The sequence below is a fragment of the Mycobacterium heidelbergense genome, assembly GCF_010730745.1.
Lineage (GTDB): Bacteria > Actinomycetota > Actinomycetes > Mycobacteriales > Mycobacteriaceae > Mycobacterium > Mycobacterium heidelbergense.
In genome coordinates this window covers 2,289,154-2,304,746 of sequence record NZ_AP022615.1, presented here as the reverse complement: position 1 = coordinate 2,304,746, position 15,593 = coordinate 2,289,154, and the positions used below count along the sequence as shown (strand labels likewise).

Genomic DNA, 15,593 nt, shown 5'->3' with positions numbered 1-15,593 from the left:
CGTTTCCAGCGTCCGCTCCACACCGTCGTCGGTGTTGGGAGTGGTGACCTCGTGGGGAAGACTCACACCTCGTAGCGAATGCCCATGCTGGGCGTACATAACGATGGCCCCCTTCCTGGGAAGGGGGCCATCGCCGTCAGTGGTCACCCGCTCGCATCGGCGACCCCCAGCGGATTCAGAGCAGCTTGAGGAGCTGCATGAGCAATGTCCCCAGGTGGCTTGCCAACGATCCCGCCATGCCCGCCAGATAGGACGGGACATTGGCCAAAGCCGCCGGGACGCCCTGCAGGATCGACGTCAACTGGGGCCCAAGGGTGCCCAGACTGGCGGCCAGGTTCGGCCATCCATTGGTCAACGTATTCGTCAGGCCCTGCAACCCCGCCACAAGGCTGCCGCCATGAAAGATGTCCTGGGCGCCGGGCGTGACGATCGATATCTGCAAATCCTGAAGGATGATCTGATAGATGCCGGTCGACAAGAAGCCGCCGACCAGCCCGGCAGTACCCGTCGGGCCGTTGAGGAGGCTGCTTGTCAGCTGGCCGGGGATGTCGAGCAGGTTGGTGACCGCACCCAACGTTTCTCCGGCGTTCCAGGCGTTATAAGCGGCTTGAATGCTGGTGCCAAGCGTCTTCCCCACCCCTTGGACAAGGCCGAGGACGCCGGTTAGGACGAGGCCAAGAGGAACGTACGTTGCGGCGCTGTTGACGAATTTGCCAAAATTTGTCGCCATCTGGGCCGGGATGAAAAGGATGTTCTCGAGCGGTTGCCCGATGTTCCGGAGCGGGGTACTAAAAAGTGCGTCGAGTATGAGCGGTTCTGCTGTTGTGATCTTGCCCGCTTGGAGATCCGCAACGCCCTTGAGCATCTGCGGAATAAAACTGGTGCTTGCGTTGCCAAAGTAGAAGCTTGTGGCAGCATTCGCAGAAGTTTGCCAAGCATTGACATACTCTGTTCCGTACTCCAGCCAGTTAGCACCTACCTGCTGCAACACCGGGAAAGGATCCTTGCTCCATAGGGTGTTTAACTTTTGGAGGTTTGCGATCGATTCGGGGATGATGTTGAGCCAGGTTTGGAACGGGTTGACCACACCGTCGAGGAGGCCGGGGACTGCGGCCGCGGCTGCTCCGCCAGCTCCTCCGCTGGCGAGGGAGGCCAGCTCGTTCTCCACACCGCCGAAGAGGTCCATCATGCCGCTGGCGGCGTCGGTGAGATTGATGTCCGACACGCTCACCGTGGGCAGGTGTTGGGCTACATGAAAATCGGGTAGGTGCTGGGCCGTGGGGCCTGCGGCGATGACAGCCGCGCTGGCCATGGCGATGCCAGCGGTGACGTGAGGGCGGGCTGCGAGGTCCACGATCATCTCCTTCGTGTTTTGAATAACGACAAAGTGAACGTACCGGGAAGTTATGTTGAGCAGATCGCGCAATAAGATGGGCAATTAACTGCGGTGATATGCATTTGCAGCAAAGATCCGCCCGAGACAAACCTGAAATTATTATTCATTTTGGAAATTCTTGCCGCCGGCCGCTAAACCATCGACGTGGTGGCCCTCATGCCCTGTTGGCAGTTAGTGATGCAGGCCGACCGCAAAGTGCCCTACACCGTCGACTCCTACCTCAGGGGCGCGCGGTACGTACCTCAAGTGGTGTGCGGCTGAGCCGAATGAGCACCCGTTCACCAGGCCCGCGCTGCATATTCTTGACTCGGCCGCCGAATGGGCAATCACCGAGACGCACGCGCTACCTCAGCCATGAGGCAGGAGGTCCCGGCGACGGCCCCGAGCGAGGTGAGGCGGCGCCGCCAGTCGCCCGACTCGCCTTTTCAGGTTTGCGCCTAACGAGGCCGAACGACCGCGATCCGCCGGTGACACGCCCTTCGTTTGCGAGTTACCACAGCAAACATTGCTTCTTCGATATATGACCTGGCAGACGCCTATCTCGATCAGATTTTGGTTACCAAGGGCGGGAGGCGCCTTAGCTACCGATAGGTAGTTTCAAATTAAACTATCGAACGGGCGAGGAGAGTTCGCCATCTAACGGATATGATGCCGTTTACCAGCAGGTCCTCGAAACAAGGAAGATTGCCAGCTGGCAGTTGCCTAAAGTCATCTACCCACGCTCACCGAAAACCCCACGGCCTGAAGTACCTTCCCGGTACGGCCAGCAGCACCGCGATGGTGCCGCTACGGGCCATCACCCGCGCCCGCTGCATCGCCGCCGAACGCCCCCACTCAACACCCGCGGCACTCACCAACGACCCCGCAGGCCGAGCTAACACCACCAGCGTTCCAGCACCCGTCCCACACCATCGTCGCTGTTGGGCGTGGTGACCTCGTCGGCGACGGCCCGCACGTCGGGGTGCGCATTTCCCATCGCCACGCCATGACCGGCCCACGCCAACATCGGGATGTCGTTGGGCATGTCGCCGAACGCCGCAACCTCGTCGCTGGCGATGCCCAGCGGCCTGGCGATCTCTTCGACGCCGCTGGCCTTGCTGATGCCCAGCGGCACGATCTCCACCAGCCCGTTGTTGGTGGAATAGGTGATGTCGCCCTCGATACCGACGTGCTTGGCCAACTCGGCGGCCATGTCGGCGCTGCGGGCCCCGGTCTTGCGGATCAGCAGCTTGATCGCCGGCGCGCTGAGCAGGTCGTCGATCGAGACCTCGGTGTTGTCCGGGTTGAGCCATGCATGCTCGTAGCCCGGCGAGCTGATGAACTGGGGGGTGGCGGTGTCATGAGCGCGCTCGCCGATCCGCTCGACGGCCAGCCCCGCGCCCGGGATGACGCGGGTCGCGAGTTCGGCCAGCTCGGCCAGGGTGTCGACGGGCAGGGTGCGGGTGGACAGCACCCGATCGTTCTCGGGGTCGTAGACGACGGCGCCGTTGGCGCACACCGCAATTGGGGCGAACCCCAGCGCCTCGACGACGGGACGTATCCAGCGCGGCGGGCGGCCGGTTGCCACGACGAAATGCGCACCGGCGGCCACCGCGGCACGCACCGCGTCGCGGGTTCGCGGGCTGATGGTTTCGTTTTCGTCGAACAACGTGCCGTCGACGTCACAGGCGATGAGCGCCGGCTTATTCACTTCGGGGTCCTTGAGACGATCCGCCCTGTGCAGTCGTCAATGCAATCCGGATTGGTTGTGCCCGGGCCGCGTCACCCCGTCGCTGCCGTACTTTTCCAGCCGCTCCTGCAATTCGGCCAAACGGATTGCCCGAGAATCTTCCTGGGTCGGTGCGGCGCCACCCAGCCGTCGCGGCACCCAGAGCTCGCCCTCGGGATGCGGATAGTCCTCCTGCACCCGGTACAGCAACTCATTCATCGCTTGCCGCAGCACGGCGTTGAGTTCCTCGGCCGTGCCCTGCGGCGGAAGCGGCGGGCCGGCGGCCACGGTGACCGGAACCTTGTTGCGGAACACCTTCTTTGGGCGATCCTTGGGCCAAATCCGGTGGGCACCCCAGACGATCATCGGAACTATCGGCACCTGCGCCTCCAGCGCCATCCTCGCGGCCCCGGTCCTGAACTCCCTGAGCTCGTAGCTGCGGCTGATCGTGGCCTCGGGATGCATCCCGATGAGTTCACCCGCACGCAGGCGCTCCACCGCCACCTCGAAAGCGTCGTGTCCCGACCTGCGGTCCACCGGAATCAGCCGGGCGTGCTTGATCACATAGTTGACGGCCTTCACGTCGGCCATTTCGGCCTTGATCATGAAGTACATGCGCCGGCCGCGCTCCCGCACGGCGAACAGCGGCGGGAGCCAGTCGAGGTAGCTGGTGTGGTTCTGGGCAAGGATGGCCCCGCCCCGCGCGGGAATGTTCTCCAGGCCGCGAAACGTGAACTTGGTTCCCTGCATCGCGACGACCGGCGGAACGATCCACTCCCCCAACCGGTAAAACGGCTCTGCCATTCCTTCTCCCTCCCCTATCGCGACCGATGCGGGGTACGGTGAGCGGCCTTTCGCGCCGACCGCGCCGCGGCCTCGTCGGCCTCTATCTGGGCCGCCTCGGTCAACGTCGGGGCGCCGCCGCCGAGCCGGCGCGGCACCCAGTAGGCGCCGGCCGGATGCGGATACCGCTCCTGCGCCCGGTGCAGCAGCGCGGTCATCGATTCACGCAGCGCGGCATTGGTGCGGGCGATGTCTTCGTCGGCCTTTAACGGCACGCCCACCTGCACGGTGATCGGCATTTTGTGGCGGCCTATGTGTCGCGGATGGTCCTTGGTCCAGATCCGCTGCGCGCCCCAGACGATGAGCGGCACGATCGGGACGTTGGCGTCGATCGCCATCCGGGCCGCCCCCGTTTTGAATTCCTTGAGCTCGAAGCTGCGGCTGATTGTGGCCTCAGGGTAGACCCCGACCAGCTCTCCCTCGCGCAGCCGCGCCACGGCCACCGCGTAGGCATCCGCCCCGGCGCCACGGTCCACCGGAATCGTGCGGGTGTGCCTGATCAGGAAGTTGACCACTTTCACCTTTTGCATCTCGGCCTTGATCATGAACCTAAGCCGACGGCGTTGGCGATGCACGGCCAACGCGGCGGGCAGGAAGTCGACGTAGCCGGTGTGGTTGATCGCGATCACGGCCCCGCCCCGGTCGGGGATGTTCTCCTCGCCGTTATAAGTGATGCGGCTGCCGGTCGCCGCAACCGCCAGCTGGGCCAGGACCTCGAGAGCGCGAAAGGTTGGCTCCGCCATCGGTTTACTGCTCCGCCGCCCCGGTGGCCTGGGCGCGGCGGGCCGCCCGCGCGGCCGCCTCCTCGGCGTCCATGCGAGCCGCTTCAGCTAACGACGGGGCACCGCCGCCCAGCCGGCGCGGCACCCAGAACTCGCCGGCCGGATGCGGTCCATAGTGTTCCTGGGCTCGCTCCAGCAAATGCTGCATCCGCGAGTGCAACAGCCCCTTCAATTCCTCGATGGCCAGCGTCGGTTCGATCGGTTCGCCGACGAGCACGATGATCGGGACCTTCGGCCGCAACAGCTTCTTGCGGTGGCCCTTGGTCCAGATTCGCTGCGCGCCCCAGACGATGAGCGGGACGATCGGCACCCCGGCCTCGACGGCCATCCGGGCGGCCCCGGACTTGAACTCCTTGATCTCGAAGCTGCGGCTGATCGTGGCTTCGGGGTAGACGCCGACGAGCTCGCCGTCCTTCAGGTTCCTGACGGCGGCTTCGTATGACGCGGCCCCGTCTTGCCGATCGACGGGGATATGCCGCAGGCTGCGCATGATCGGCCCGGTGATCTTGTGGTCGAACACCTCCTGCTTGGCCATGAACCGCACCTTGCGACCAAGGCCCTGCTGGTAGGCGGGCAAACCCGCGAAGGTGAAGTCCAGGTAGCCGGTGTGGTTGATGGCGATGACGGCGCCACCGGTTTTCGGTAGGTTTTCGACGCCCTCGACCGTGATCTTGAGACCCTGTATGCGCCAAATCAAGCGGGCGAGCTGAATGGCAGTCCCGTATGCCGGTTCCACAGCCATTCAGCCTAATGCCCTCGACCGTGAGCCGCCTCAAGTGCCGAAAAGAGGCGGCCCGCGTCCTTGCCGAGGCCGAAGATGCGGCCTCGCGCTAAGCTCGGGGGCTGACAAGCCGTTAGCCGTCAACGGGCCCCATGTCCTCAGCGAAAGGCATTTGTGCAGGTCACGAGCGTAGGCCACGCCGGATTTCTGATCCAGACCCACGCGGGCAACATCCTGTGCGACCCCTGGGTCAATCCCGCCTACTTCGCGTCCTGGTTCCCCTTCCCGGACAACAGCGCGCTCGACTGGGACAAGTTGGGTGACTGCGACTACCTGTACGTCTCCCACCTGCACAAGGACCACTTCGACGCGAGGAACCTGGCCGAGCACGTCAACAAGGACGCGGTGGTGCTGCTGCCCGACTTTCCGGTGCCAGACCTGCGAAATGCGTTGCAGAAGATAGGCTTCCATCGTTTCCTTGAGACCACCGACTCGGTCAAGCACCGGGTCAGCGGACCCAAGGGCGACCTCGACTTCATGATCATCGCCCTTCGGGCCCCGGCCGACGGCCCGATCGGCGATTCCGCACTGGTCGTTTCCGACGGCACGACAACGCTTTTCAACATGAACGACGCCCGGCCGGTCGACCTGGACGTGCTGGCGGCCGAGTTCGGCCACGTGGATGTGCATCTGCTGCAGTACTCCGGGGCGATCTGGTACCCGATGGTCTACGACATGCCGGCCCGCGCCAAAGAGTCGTTCGGCATCCAGAAACGGCAACGGCAGATGGACCGCGCCCGTCAGTACATCGCCCAGGTCGGGGCGACCTGGGTGGTGCCGTCGGCGGGGCCGCCGTGCTTTTTGGACCCCGAGTTGCGCCACCTCAACGACGACCGCGGCGACCCGGCCAACATCTTTCCCGACCAGATGGTGTTCCTGGATCAGATGCGCACGCACGGGCACGATCGCGGCCTGCTGATGGTCCCTGGATCGGTTGCGGACTTCACTGGCGCGGCGTTGAATTCGCTGACCCATCCGCTGCCGGCCGACCTGGGGGCACCCCCCGCTTGCGGGGGCGTCGAGGCCATCTTCACCACCGGCAAGGCGGCCTACATCGCCGACTACGCCGACCGGATGGCGCCCGTCCTGGCCGCCGAGCGGGCCAGCTGGGCCCCGGCCGCCGGCGAGCCACTGCTGGAACAACTCCGCGCGCTGTTCGAGCCGATCATGCTGCAAAGCGACGAGATCTGCGACGGCATCGGCTCCCCCGTCGAGCTCGTCATCGGTCCCGAGAAGGTGATCTTAGACTTCCCGAAACGTGCTGTGCGCGAACGGATTCCCGACGAGAAGGTCCGCTACGGCTTCGCCATAGCGCCGGAGCTGGTCCGCACCGTCCTGCGCGATCGCGAACCGGACTGGGTCAACACCATCTTCTTGTCCACCCGCTTCACGGCCTGGCGGGTGGGCGGTTACAACGAATACCTGTACACGTTCTTCAAGTGCCTGACCGACGAACGGATCGCCTACGCCGACGGGTGGTTCGCCGAGACCCACGACGACTCGGCGTCGATCACGCTGGACGGCTGGGAGATTCAGCGTCGTTGCCCCCACCTCAAGGCCGACCTGTCGAGATTCGGTGTGGTGGAGGGGAACACGTTGACCTGTAACCTGCACGGGTGGCAGTGGCGATTGGACGATGGCCACTGCCTGACCGCTCGGGGCCACCAGCTGCGAAGCTCACGGAAATGAACGCGACCTACGGCCCGTCCTACGATGACGGCCTGGTTCAACTGGATCAGGCGGCGATCACCTTGCGCCGCTACCACTTTCCTTCCGGCACATCGAAGGTCATCGCCCTGGACACGATCCGCGGATACAAAGCCGAGGCGTTGGGCCTGTTCATGCAGCGGTTCCGCATCTGGGGCAGCTCCGACTTCCACCGCTGGCTTCCCCTGGACGTGCAACGCCCGTTCAAGGCGACGCTGATCACGTTGGACGTGCCGGGACACCGGCTGCGTCCCGCCTTCACGCCGGCGCGCCCGGAGGAGTTCCTTGCCGTGCTGGACGAGCTGCTGAGCCGGCGCGGCTAGTTTTCGCCTGTCGCTTCCCCTCGCCCGCCCTGCCCCTTCCCCTCGCGCACCCTGCCCCTTCCCCTCGCCGAGCGTGACGTCAGGGTTGAAAAATCGCGAAAAACTCGCCCTCAGTTCACGTTCGGCGGTATGGCTAGCGGCCCATATCGGTCAGTGCCGCGTGGCCCGCGTTGTAGCCGGGAATAAAGGTGATCCCCGGCCCGCCGTGGCAGCCCGCGCTGCCCAGGTACAACCCGCCGATCGGGATCGGCTGGCCGACGAACCCTTTCGGGCCCGGCCGGTTCGGGCCGATCTGGTCGGGGTTCAACAGCCCATGGCAGTAGTCGCCACCGGGCGCCCCGAACATCACACCCATGTGCTTGGGCGTGAACGTGGTGTGCCGGATGATGCTGCGCTCGAAATTCGGTGCGAGCCGGGTGATCTTGTCGATCACCCGCTGCCCCATCTCGACCTTCGTTTGGCCATAGTCGGCCCCGCCCTCGATCGGGAACCACAGCGCGAACGCCGACGCGGCGTGCTTGCCCTCGGGGGCCAGATCCGGGTCGTTCTGCGACGGGATCTGCAACACCACCGTCGGGTCGGCCGGAACGATCCCGCGCCGGCAGTCCTCCCACTGCCGCTGGACTTCCTCCGGCGTGCAGAACAGGCCGATCGACGCCTGCATGGCCGGGTCGTTGAGCGCCTCGTAGGGCGCGGCAAAGCTGGGGGCCTCGTCCAGCGCGAAGTGCATCTGCAGGTAGCTGCCGCGGTGGTCGATGCGGGCATAACGTTCCCGGATATCCGCGGGCAAAGCGGCCGGGTCGATTAGCTCGTTGAGCGTGGCGTCGGGCGCGATCCCGGAGACGACGATCGGCGCGGTCAGCGTGTCCCCCGCCTCGGTGCGCACGCCAGTCACCCGGCCGTCGGCGACCAGGATCTCGGTGACCTTGGTCCGCAGCCGCACCTCACCGCCGTGGCTTTCCAGCAGCTCGCACAGATGCGCCGTGAGCGCCCCGATGCCGCCGCGCAGCTTCTTCATCTGCATGGTGTCCCCGTCGGGAACGCCCAGCCCGAAGGCGAGCGCGGCCGCGCTGCCGGGCGTGGCCGGCCCGCGATAGAGCGTGTTGACGGCCAGCACGGTCATCGAGCCGCGCAACGCGCCGTGCTTTTCGCGGTCCGGAAGGTAGCGGTCCAGCACGTCGGTGACCGAACCGAACAGCATGTCGTCGATGGCCGAGCGTTCGAATTCGTTTGTGGCGCAGGCATACATCTCGTCGAAGGTCTTGGGCGGCGTCCCGGCTTCGAACCGGCCCAGCGCCCGGGTCGGCGCCTGGCTCCAGGCCATCAGCCCCGCCATCCCGTTGACGGCGTCCGCCCCGTGCACCTCGTTGAGGTGGGTGAACAACTTGATCGGGTCGCTGTACTGGACCAGCGGATCGTCACCCACGCCACGCAGCGCCACCGACATCACGTCCAGGTCGATCGTCGGCAGGGTGTCCAGGCCGAGCGCCTCGACGACGACCGACGACGTCGGGAACTGCACCGACCCGGCGATCTCGAACCGGTAGCCGTCGAAAAGCTCTACCGTGGAAGCCATTCCACCGGCGTAGAGCTTGGCGTCCAGGCACACGGTCCGCAGCCCCGCCTTCTGCAGCAGCACCGCGGCGGCCAGCCCGTTGTGGCCCGCGCCGATAACGATCGCGTCAAACCCGGTCATCTCCAGACCTCCACGAATGCAGGCTGGCATGTACCCAAAGTTTTGTCAATTATGACGAAACTATGTCCGGTACCCAGGCGTCGCTGATGCCGGCCCGCAGGGATTCCAGTGCCACGTGGCATACCCGCGCCAGTTCGCCCAGTGACCGGTCGCCGCCGAGCATCCACACCTCCATCGCGCCGAACACCGCCGCCGCGACGCAGCGCGCGGTCACCGCCGTGCGCAACCGCGCGTCCGGCGCCGGGTCGACCACACAGCTACGCCGCAGCAGCTGCGCCTGGATGGCGTCGGCGAAGTCGGCCTGGACCTCCTGGATGTGGCGGACGATGCGCCCGGGGTCGAGCTCGCCGCCCCGCAAGGCGGCGATTTTCGTCACGGCCTCAACGTCATAGGGAAACGAGAAGATGGCCAACTGCACAGAATCGATGATCGGCTCATTGGCCGGCCGGGCGTCCAACGCGGCGCGAAACCAGTTCAGGCCGGTGTAGTCGGCAAACAGCAGGTCGTGCTTGGACCGGAAGTGGCGATAGAACGTGCGCAGCGATACCCCGGCGTCCGCCGCGATCTGCTCGGCCGACGTGTCCTCGACACCCTGGGCCAAAAATCGCACCAGGGCGGCCTGCCGCAGCGCCTCCCGGGTGCGTTCGCTGCGCGCCGTCTGCGCGGGCCGGACCATGGCAATGAAGGTACCAAGAATTGTTCTGTCAATATTGACAAAACTTCGGGGCGGGGGTGAGACTGCCGCCATGGTGTCGCTTCTCGTCCACGCGGTTCTCGGGCTTTCCGTCATCGGATGGATCGTCGCGTCGAACCCGAAGGTTTACGCCCGGCCAGCCCGCGGACCGATGTTCTCCCCGCTGGAATGCGTGTATTACGTCGTCGGCATCGCGTCGGTCGTGCTGGGCTGGTGGTTCAACGTCCACTTCGTGCAGCAGTACGCGCGCGGGTCGACGAACCCGATCTGGGGGCCCGGAAGCTGGGCGGACTACATCCGGCTGATGTTCACCAACCCGGCCGCCAGCTCCGCCAGCCAGGACTACACGATCGCGAATGTGATTCTGCTGCCGCTGTTTACGATCGTCGACGGCTATCGCCGGGGGCTGCGGCGACCGTGGCTGTACTTCGTGTCCAGCCTGTTCACCAGCTTCGCCTTCGCGTTTGCGTTCTACTTCGCCACCATCGAGCGGCAGCACCGGCACGACCAAACCCGCGAAAAGGTGGACGCCTAGCGCGCGAGCTGGGGGCACCTCCCGCGCGCGAGCGTGCGTGTCTGTTCAGCGACACGCCGTCACACGTGTACATTTGCGCACGCTCGCGACAGGCGCCTGAGCGCCTAAGGCTCCAGCAGCTCGGTGCCGACATATGGGACCAGCGCCTCGGGCACCCGCACGCTGCCGTCGGGCCGTTGATGGTTCTCCAGGATCGCGACCAGCCAGCGGGTGGTGGCCAGCGTGCCGTTGAGCGTGGCGGCGATCTGCGGCTTGCCTCCCGCATCCCGGTAGCGCGTCGCCAACCGGCGCGCCTGGAAGGTGGTGCAGTTCGACGTCGACGTCAGCTCGCGATAGGCGCCCTGCGTGGGAACCCATGCCTCGCAGTCGAACTTGCGGGCGGCCGACGAACCGAGATCGCCCGCGGCCACGTCGATCACCCGATACGGCACCTCAATAAGGGCCAGCATCTCGCGCTGCCAGCCCAGCAGCCGTTGGTGTTCGGCCTCGGCGTCGGCGGGCTCGCAGTAGACGAAGCCCTCCACCTTGTCGAACTGGTGCACCCGGATGATGCCGCGGGTGTCCTTGCCGTGGCTGCCGGCCTCACGCCGGAAGCACGACGACCAGCCCGCGTAGCGCAGGGGCCCGCCGGACAGGTCGAGGATCTCGTCGGCGTGGTAGCCGGCCAGCGGCACCTCGGACGTGCCCACCAAATACAGGTCGTCGGCGTCGACCCGGTATACCTCGTCGGCGTGGGCGCCCAGAAATCCGGTGCCGGCCATCACCTCCGGGCGCACCAGCACCGGCGGGATCATCGGGATGAAGCCGTTCTCAACGGCCAGCCGCAGGGCCAGCTGCAGCAGGCCGAGCTGCAGCAGGGCACCGCGCCCGGTCAAGAAGTAGAACCGTGCGCCGGACACCTTGGCCCCGCGCCGCATGTCGATGAGACCCAGCGACTCGCCGAGTTCCACATGGTCCCTTGGGTTTTCGATCGCGGCCGGCTCACCGACCACGTCGAGGACCGCGAAGTCGTCCTCACCGCCGGCGGGCACCGGATCCAGGACCACGTTCGGGATCGCCATGTGCGCCGCCGTGAACGCCGCCTCGGCCTCGGACTGGGCGGCTTCGGCGGCCTTCACCTGCTCGGCGAGCTCCTTGGCGCGCGCCAGCTTGGCCGGGCGCTCGTCGGCCGACGCGGCGCCCACGCCCTTGCTGACGGCCTTCTGGTCGGCGCGCAGCGCGTCGGCGGCAGAGATCGCGGCCCGCCGCGCGGCGTCGGCCGTCAACAGGGCGTCCACCAGAGCCGGGTCTTCGCCGCGGCTGACTTGGGAACGGCGCACGGCATCGGGGTCTTCCCGGAGCAGCTTCAGGTCGATCACGGCCCTGACACTACTTTTGGGGTTCCGATCCGGTGCCAGGAGCACCCGCCGGTAAATCCCACAACGCAACATCCACCACTTTTGTCACGCCGCTTAACGGGCCCTGACAGAATGGTGCGGATGTCGCAAGCGCCGGAGAAGGACGTTTCGGAAGCCAGCACCCTCGCCGGCTCCCCGAACGACGCGGCCGAACAGCCGTCGGCCGGCTTCCAGTGGCCGCGCGGGTTGCAGGCCCAGGCCACACGGCGAGGCCTGCTGCTGACCGCGCTTGGCGGCCTGCTGATCGCCGGATTGGTCACCGCGATCCCGATCGGCGCCGGCCCGGACCGGCTGGCCGGCTACATCGACAGCGATCCGGTGCCCAGCACCGGATCCAAGAGCGACGCCACCTTCAACCGCGCAAACGGCGGTGATTGCCTGATGTGGCCGGACGCCACCCCGGAGTCGGCCACCATCGTCAACTGCGCCGACGACCACAAGTTCGAGGTCGCCGAGTCCGTCGACATGCGGACGTTCCCGGGCTCCGAATACGGGCCCAACGCCGCGCCCCCGTCGCCCGCGCGCATCCAGCAGATCACGCAGGAGCAGTGCGAGGCCGCCGTCCGCAACTATCTCGGACCCAAGTTCGACCCCAACAGCAAGTTCACCGTCAGCCTGCTGTGGGCCGGTGACCGGGCATGGCGCCAGTCCGGCGAGCGCCGCATGCTGTGCGGCCTGCAGCTGCCCGGCGCCAACAACCAGCAGCAGGCCTTCAAGGGCAGGGTCGACGACGTCGACCAGTCCAAGGTGTGGCCGGCCGGCACCTGCCTGGGCATCGACTCGGCAACCAACCAGCCGACAGACGTCCCGGTCGACTGCGCCGCCCCGCACGCGATGGAGGTCACCGGCACGGTGAACCTGGCCGAGAAGTTTCCCGGCGCCCTGCCCGCCGAGCCCGATCAGGACGGGTTCATCAAGGACGCGTGCACCAAGATGACGGACGCTTACCTTGCGCCCACCAAGTTGCGCACCACCACGCTGACGCTGATCTACCCCACCGTGTCGCTGCCCAGTTGGTCGGCGGGCAGCCGCGAGGTCGCGTGCAGCATCGGCGCGACGCTGGGCAACGGCGGCTGGGCCACGCTGGTCAACAGCGCGAAGGGCCAGCTGCTGATCAACGGCCAGCCGCCGGTGCCGCCGCCGGACATTCCCGAGGAGCGGCTCATGCTGCCGCCGATTCAGGTCCAGGCGCCGACCCAGGCCAGCAGTCCGCCCGACGCGATCCCGCCGAACAATCAGCACCTCCCGCAGCAACAGCCGGTCGTGACGCCGCCGCGGGCGCCGGCCCCTTCGCCCCCGCAGCAGGCCCCGGCCCCCCAGCCGCCGCAGGACGCCCTACCGCCGGGGGACGGCGGACCGCCGCCGCCACCCCAAGCACCGGAGCCGCCCCCGTTCCCGCCGGAGCCACCACCGCCACCGCCACCACCACCGCCGCCCCCGCCGGCCGAGCCGGCGCCGGGAGGCTAGCCGGGTGTCGGTGCGGATGGATCCGCGGCGGTTCGACGAGCTGGTCTCCGACGCGCTCGACCTGATCCCGCCGGAGCTCGCGGCCGCGATGGACAACGTCGTCGTCCTGGTCGAAGACCGCCACCCCCAGGACGCTGAACTGCTCGGGCTCTACGAAGGCGTGGCGCTGACCGAGCGGGACTCCGACTACGCCGGATCGCTGCCGGACGCCATCACGATCTACCGCGAGGCGCTGCTGGACGTCTGTGACTCCGACGACGAGGTCGTCGAGGAGGTGACGATCACCGTGATCCACGAAATCGCCCACCACTTCGGCATCGACGACGACCGCCTGGAAGAACTGGGCTGGGCCTAAAAACCCGGGCCTAAGAACCCCGGCCGTCCCCATGGGCGCGGCATCCCGAATTTGTCGGGGCCGGGTGCTATGAACGGCTCATGAGCGCCGAATGCCGCGAGTGCCGGGCGGGCTTGGACCATTGCCACGGCACCATCATTCGCCACGCGCTGCGCCGATCGGAATGCACCGAGCCGGACTGCGGCAGCCCCGAGCTGTTGGCGCACACGTTCGTCATCGACTGCGATGCCGTCGGCTGTGCGTGCGCGGACGTCGATCAGCCGTCAGCCCATCGGGTCGGTGCCTGAGCGCACCGCGTCCGCGACCGGGGTCGCCTCGGCTTCGGGATAGAACGGCGGCGTCACGGCTCCCCACCGCACGCAACTCCACCGCCCGTCGGTGATCGGGGACAGCACCACCGATTCGGCGTTGCCGAGGTGGTTGTCCAGCGCGAAGTTGCCGTCCACCCCGGCCAGGACCGCGGAGGCCAGCCGGATCGCCGCGCCATGGCTGACGACGATGATGTCGCCGTTGAAGTCGTCGTCGTCGAGGTAGCGCAGGCGCAGGTCGGTGAGCGCCGGCACATAGCGGTCCAACACGTCGTTGCCGGTCTCCCCGCCCGGCAGCGGCACGTCGAGGTCACCGCGATGCCAGCGCTCGTAAATGGCGTTGAACTCCGCGACCGCCTCGTCGTCGTTGCGGTTTTCCAGCTCGCCGACCTGCACCTCGTGAATGTCGGCGACCTCGACGGCGCCCAGGTCGAGCTGAACCCCGATCACCGCGGCTGTCTGCGACGCCCGCGTGGCGACCGAGTGCGCGAGCATCGTCGGCCGTCCCGAACCGCGGGCAAACGCCCGGGCCTGGTCGCGGCCCAGCGGCGTCAGCCCTGTCCCGGGCGGGCGGGTGTCCAGCCTGCGCTCGACGTTGCCGTAGGACTGGCCGTGCCGCAGCAGCACCAACCGACCGCTCATGAGTCCAACCCCCCCGGGCCCCGCGCGGGTTTGCCGTCCCGCAGCCGCGCCAGCCAGCGCGACGCCTCGTCCACCGGCGGTGGCGCCACCCCGGCGGCCGAACCCGTCGGCCACGAACCCAGATATCGCACATCGGCACAACGACGGTGCAGCGCCTTGAGTGCCTCGGCGACGGCGCCGTCGTCGATGTGGCCGACACAGTCGGCGAAGAACAGGTAGGTTCCGAGCTCGGTCCTGGTCGGCCGGGATTCGATTCGGGTCAGGTCGATGCCGCGGATCCCGAATTCGGCCAGCGCGGACAGCAGCGCGCCCGGCACGTTGTCGATGCGCAACACCACCGACGTCCGGTCGGCTCCGGTGCGGGCCGGCGGCGGGCCCGGCAGCCCGATCAGGACGAAGCGGGTGCGGGCGTTGGGTTCGTCGACGACACCCTCGGCCAGGGCCGCCAGCCCCCAATGGTCGGCGGCCAGCGGCGAGGTCACCGCGGCGTCGGCCTGGCCCTCGGCCACCTGCCGCGCCGCGTCGGCGTTGGAGTACGCGGGCCGCAGCTCGGCGCCGGGCAGGTGCGCGCCCAGCCACTGGCGCACCTGCGCCACGGCCACCGGGAACGCCGCCAACGTCCGCACGTCGGCCGCGCCGAGGCCGGGTTTGACCACGATGCTGAACGCCACGTCCAGCGTCGTCTCGGCGAACACCTGCAGCGGCGAACCGATGGCCAGGCTGTCCAGCGTGGGGATCACCGACCCGTCGATCGAGTTCTCGATCGGGACGCACGCGTAATCGGCGTCGCCGTCCCGGACCGCGTTGAGCGCCGCCGGGGTGCTTTCGATCGGCATCTGCCGCACGGCGCCCGGTCCCTGCTCGGGCACCAGGCCGGCGGCCGTGATCTGCCGCAGCGCCGCCTCGGTGAACGTCCCTTCGGGACCGAGGTAAGCGATGCGGACCACCACCCAACCCTA

Annotated in this window: 16 protein-coding genes and 1 pseudogene; 6 read left to right on the top strand and 11 right to left on the bottom strand. The window is 67.2% G+C overall.

Annotated features, from left to right (window positions below; genetic code table 11):
- Positions 1 to 175: 175 nt before the first annotated feature.
- The 6 genes from G6N25_RS10795 to G6N25_RS10775 form a co-directional block, all read right to left on the bottom strand.
- The gene (locus tag G6N25_RS10795) at positions 176 to 1,354 is read right to left on the bottom strand and encodes a hypothetical protein (protein ID WP_142272790.1); all 1,179 of its coding nucleotides are present in this window, start codon (positions 1,352 to 1,354) and stop codon (positions 176 to 178) included.
- A 764-nt stretch (positions 1,355 to 2,118) separates the two neighbouring features.
- Complete coding sequence (locus G6N25_RS24170) at positions 2,119 to 2,250, bottom strand: hypothetical protein (RefSeq protein WP_264055964.1); 132 nt, start codon at positions 2,248 to 2,250, stop codon at positions 2,119 to 2,121.
- Between the two features lie 20 nt (positions 2,251 to 2,270).
- Positions 2,271 to 3,086, bottom strand: coding sequence for a Cof-type HAD-IIB family hydrolase (locus G6N25_RS10790; protein ID WP_083075925.1), 816 nt, complete (start codon positions 3,084 to 3,086; stop codon positions 2,271 to 2,273).
- Between the two features lie 36 nt (positions 3,087 to 3,122).
- Positions 3,123 to 3,908, bottom strand: a complete 786-nt coding sequence (locus tag G6N25_RS10785) for a lysophospholipid acyltransferase family protein (RefSeq protein WP_083075923.1) — start codon at positions 3,906 to 3,908, stop codon at positions 3,123 to 3,125.
- Positions 3,909 to 3,922: 14 nt separating this feature from the next.
- Entirely contained in the window at positions 3,923 to 4,690 is a 768-nt protein-coding gene (locus G6N25_RS10780) for a lysophospholipid acyltransferase family protein (protein ID WP_083075921.1), read from the bottom strand.
- A gap of 4 nt (positions 4,691 to 4,694) precedes the next feature.
- The gene (locus G6N25_RS10775) at positions 4,695 to 5,465 is read right to left on the bottom strand and encodes a lysophospholipid acyltransferase family protein (RefSeq protein WP_163672425.1); all 771 of its coding nucleotides are present in this window, start codon (positions 5,463 to 5,465) and stop codon (positions 4,695 to 4,697) included.
- A gap of 159 nt (positions 5,466 to 5,624) precedes the next feature.
- Here G6N25_RS10775 and G6N25_RS10770 point away from each other — a divergent pair, with 159 nt between their 5' ends.
- On the top strand, positions 5,625 to 7,199 hold the full coding sequence (locus tag G6N25_RS10770; RefSeq protein ID WP_083075918.1) for an MBL fold metallo-hydrolase: 1,575 nt from the start codon (positions 5,625 to 5,627) through the stop codon (positions 7,197 to 7,199).
- Positions 7,196 to 7,540 carry a hypothetical protein gene (locus G6N25_RS10765; RefSeq protein WP_083075916.1) on the top strand — a complete coding sequence of 115 codons (345 nt, stop codon included), beginning with the start codon at positions 7,196 to 7,198 and terminating at the stop codon, positions 7,538 to 7,540. Before G6N25_RS10770 ends, G6N25_RS10765 begins: the two co-directional genes overlap by 4 nt.
- A 133-nt stretch (positions 7,541 to 7,673) precedes the next feature.
- Here G6N25_RS10765 and G6N25_RS10760 read toward each other — a convergent pair whose 3' ends face one another.
- Together G6N25_RS10760 and G6N25_RS10755 are read right to left on the bottom strand one after the other, a co-directional pair.
- Positions 7,674 to 9,236 carry a phytoene desaturase family protein gene (locus G6N25_RS10760; protein WP_083077631.1) on the bottom strand — a complete coding sequence of 521 codons (1,563 nt, stop codon included), beginning with the start codon at positions 9,234 to 9,236 and terminating at the stop codon, positions 7,674 to 7,676.
- 49 nt (positions 9,237 to 9,285) lie between these two features.
- Entirely contained in the window at positions 9,286 to 9,912 is a 627-nt protein-coding gene (locus tag G6N25_RS10755; protein ID WP_083077630.1) for a TetR/AcrR family transcriptional regulator, read from the bottom strand.
- Between the two features lie 70 nt (positions 9,913 to 9,982).
- On the opposite strand from G6N25_RS10755, the gene G6N25_RS10750 reads away from it, so the two are divergent.
- On the top strand, positions 9,983 to 10,465 hold the full coding sequence (locus G6N25_RS10750) for a DUF2834 domain-containing protein (protein WP_083077628.1): 483 nt from the start codon (positions 9,983 to 9,985) through the stop codon (positions 10,463 to 10,465).
- A 104-nt stretch (positions 10,466 to 10,569) separates the two neighbouring features.
- Here the strand turns inward: G6N25_RS10750 and serS are convergent, their stop codons facing one another.
- A complete protein-coding gene (gene serS, locus G6N25_RS10745; protein WP_083077627.1) occupies positions 10,570 to 11,823 on the bottom strand; it encodes a serine--tRNA ligase in 1,254 nt (417 codons plus the stop codon).
- A 120-nt stretch (positions 11,824 to 11,943) separates the two neighbouring features.
- On the opposite strand from serS, the gene G6N25_RS10740 reads away from it, so the two are divergent.
- The 3 genes and pseudogenes from G6N25_RS10740 to G6N25_RS10730 all read left to right on the top strand — a co-directional run bounded on the left by G6N25_RS10740 (position 11,944) and on the right by G6N25_RS10730 (position 13,971).
- The gene (locus tag G6N25_RS10740; protein WP_372506971.1) at positions 11,944 to 13,329 is read left to right on the top strand and encodes a septum formation family protein; all 1,386 of its coding nucleotides are present in this window, start codon (positions 11,944 to 11,946) and stop codon (positions 13,327 to 13,329) included.
- Between the two features lie 4 nt (positions 13,330 to 13,333).
- Positions 13,334 to 13,768: pseudogene (locus G6N25_RS10735) on the top strand (metallopeptidase family protein).
- Positions 13,765 to 13,971 carry a hypothetical protein gene (locus tag G6N25_RS10730; RefSeq protein WP_083077556.1) on the top strand — a complete coding sequence of 69 codons (207 nt, stop codon included), beginning with the start codon at positions 13,765 to 13,767 and terminating at the stop codon, positions 13,969 to 13,971. Before G6N25_RS10735 ends, G6N25_RS10730 begins: the two are co-directional and overlap by 4 nt.
- On the opposite strand, the gene G6N25_RS10725 is transcribed toward G6N25_RS10730, so the two are convergent.
- Both G6N25_RS10725 and pheA read right to left on the bottom strand, forming a co-directional pair.
- The gene (locus tag G6N25_RS10725; RefSeq protein ID WP_083077558.1) at positions 13,948 to 14,634 is read right to left on the bottom strand and encodes a histidine phosphatase family protein; all 687 of its coding nucleotides are present in this window, start codon (positions 14,632 to 14,634) and stop codon (positions 13,948 to 13,950) included. The genes G6N25_RS10730 and G6N25_RS10725 overlap by 24 nt on opposite strands.
- Positions 14,631 to 15,581 (bottom strand): prephenate dehydratase, encoded by a 951-nt coding sequence (gene pheA / locus G6N25_RS10720; RefSeq protein WP_083077582.1) that lies wholly within the window; start codon positions 15,579 to 15,581, stop codon positions 14,631 to 14,633. Before pheA ends, G6N25_RS10725 begins: the two co-directional genes overlap by 4 nt.
- Positions 15,582 to 15,593 lie beyond the last annotated feature (12 nt).